Origin of the sequence: Sporolactobacillus inulinus (genome assembly GCF_006539285.1) — a bacterium.
Classification (GTDB): domain Bacteria; phylum Bacillota; class Bacilli; order Bacillales; family Sporolactobacillaceae; genus Sporolactobacillus; species Sporolactobacillus inulinus.
Genome location: NZ_BJMS01000187.1, coordinates 1 through 1826, shown reverse-complemented (window position 1 = coordinate 1826; position 1826 = coordinate 1). Strand labels below are relative to the sequence as shown.

Below are 1826 nucleotides of genomic sequence, written 5' to 3'. Positions count from 1 at the left end.
AAGACACGAGCCCATCACACATGGTTGGAGATTAAGTATCGGGCGTTTTTTGCCCGGTTTTTCTTATGTTTATAAACAGGTGGATAATTGTTTAGCGAAGTGGATGTGCATAAAACAATGGAGTTTTGTGGACAACTTGTGTGCATTGTTGAATAGATATCCACAAGTTATGCACATTTAGGGATAAATTGTTTATAACTCTGAAAATTCATCACATTGATTATGTTAAAATAGGGATGTTTGATTGGCACGAATCATGTGAAAAAGCTTAATTGATAAGCTAAGGAAGCATGATAAGATTTTTTTAGATGTGCGGCGGAGGAACAGAATGAAAAAGTGAAAATTCGACAAATTTTGAGCCGTTTTGATTGAAATAGTTATCCACACGCGTCGAAAAACAACTATTTTTGACGTTCTATATCTTGTGGCAAACGAATGCTTCCATACAGAATATAGAAAACATCTGTGGATATGTGCATAAGTTCTGTGTATAACTTAGAGTAAGGTTGGGATAAGTTGTGAATATTAGTCTTTTAACCGTCGGAAAACTAAAGGAAAAGTATTTTAAGTTAGGGATCGAGGAATATGCAAAACGACTCGGCGCCTATGCAAAAGTCAGGATTATTGAAGTCCCTGATGAAAAAGCACCGGAAAATTTATCGGAAGCAGAGGTCACACAGGTAAAACAGGCAGAAGGCGAGCGGCTGCTGAAAAAACTACCTGAAAACGCCTATGCAATTGCCTTGGCCATTAAAGGCAAACAAATGCCGTCTGAAGACTTTGCCTCAAAGATCCAAGATCTGGCAACGTATGGGCACAGCGACATCGCCTTCATCATTGGCGGTTCAAACGGACTCAGTAATGACGTGCTTAAACGTGCCGACTTTCAGCTCTCCTTCTCCCAGTTTACTTTCCCGCACCAGCTGATGCGACTGATCCTGATTGAACAAATTTATCGCGCATTTAAAATTATGCGTGGTGAACCGTATCATAAGTAAGTGAGGATTTTGTTTATGTTAAAACGGTATTAGTAAATAATGTTTTTTATTATACAATTAATCTTAGAATAAGCCTTTTAAATAAGGAGTTGTAAATATGGCTGTAGTTGTTTATAAAGATTATCCTTTAATAAGAAGTTGGGAAACCAAGGTTTCTGCTATGCCTAACATACCTAGAGGGGAAAGGGGCTTTCAAGAAACATTAAAATATATTTTAACCGCATTGAAAAACAAAACTCCTATTAATACTCATATTACTATTGAAGGTAGTAGAAGTAACAATACATTAGAGCAATTATATATTAGATTAAGGCCAACAGGGTTTGTAAAAAAATTAATAACAGGATGGGAGCTTTCTGAAGAAGCCGAAAAGTGGCTGATATCAGATGATGATTTATATTTAGCCGCAATTCTTAGTGCAAATATAAGATACTTTTCAGAAATTCTAGCTGTTCTTAGGAAAGGTCCGATCACCTCAAGGGCAATACAAGATGTCGCGAGTAATGAATACAAATTAAGTTGGAAAACTAAATCTGAAATCCATGCTAGATTAAACTGGTTAAAAGACGTAGGTTTAATAGAATTTGAGGATTTTTCATTGAAATATTCAATAACGGATTTAGGCAAGAGCTTTCTAAGTGTTGTAGGTTATGTTAAATCCGAGGAACTTAAAAGGTATATTGATCAGACTCTTGATGAAAGAGAAGTTCCTATTTCGGCTTGGGCCTTGGAAATGTGTAAAATGAATGAGGAAGATTTAAGAAATAGAAAGACTGGTATGGGATATTATCCAAGTGGTATCCAGGATATACATAATACAATCTTAGA

General features: G+C 36.0%; 1 protein-coding gene and 1 pseudogene. Both read left to right on the top strand.

The window, feature by feature from the left end:
- Positions 1-518: 518 nt before the first annotated feature.
- On the top strand, positions 519-998 hold the full coding sequence (rlmH, locus tag SIN01_RS14575; protein ID WP_047035297.1) for a 23S rRNA (pseudouridine(1915)-N(3))-methyltransferase RlmH: 480 nt from the start codon (positions 519-521) through the stop codon (positions 996-998).
- A gap of 97 nt (positions 999-1095) precedes the next feature.
- A pseudogene (locus tag SIN01_RS14570) lies at positions 1096-1826 on the top strand (hypothetical protein); the annotation flags it as partial.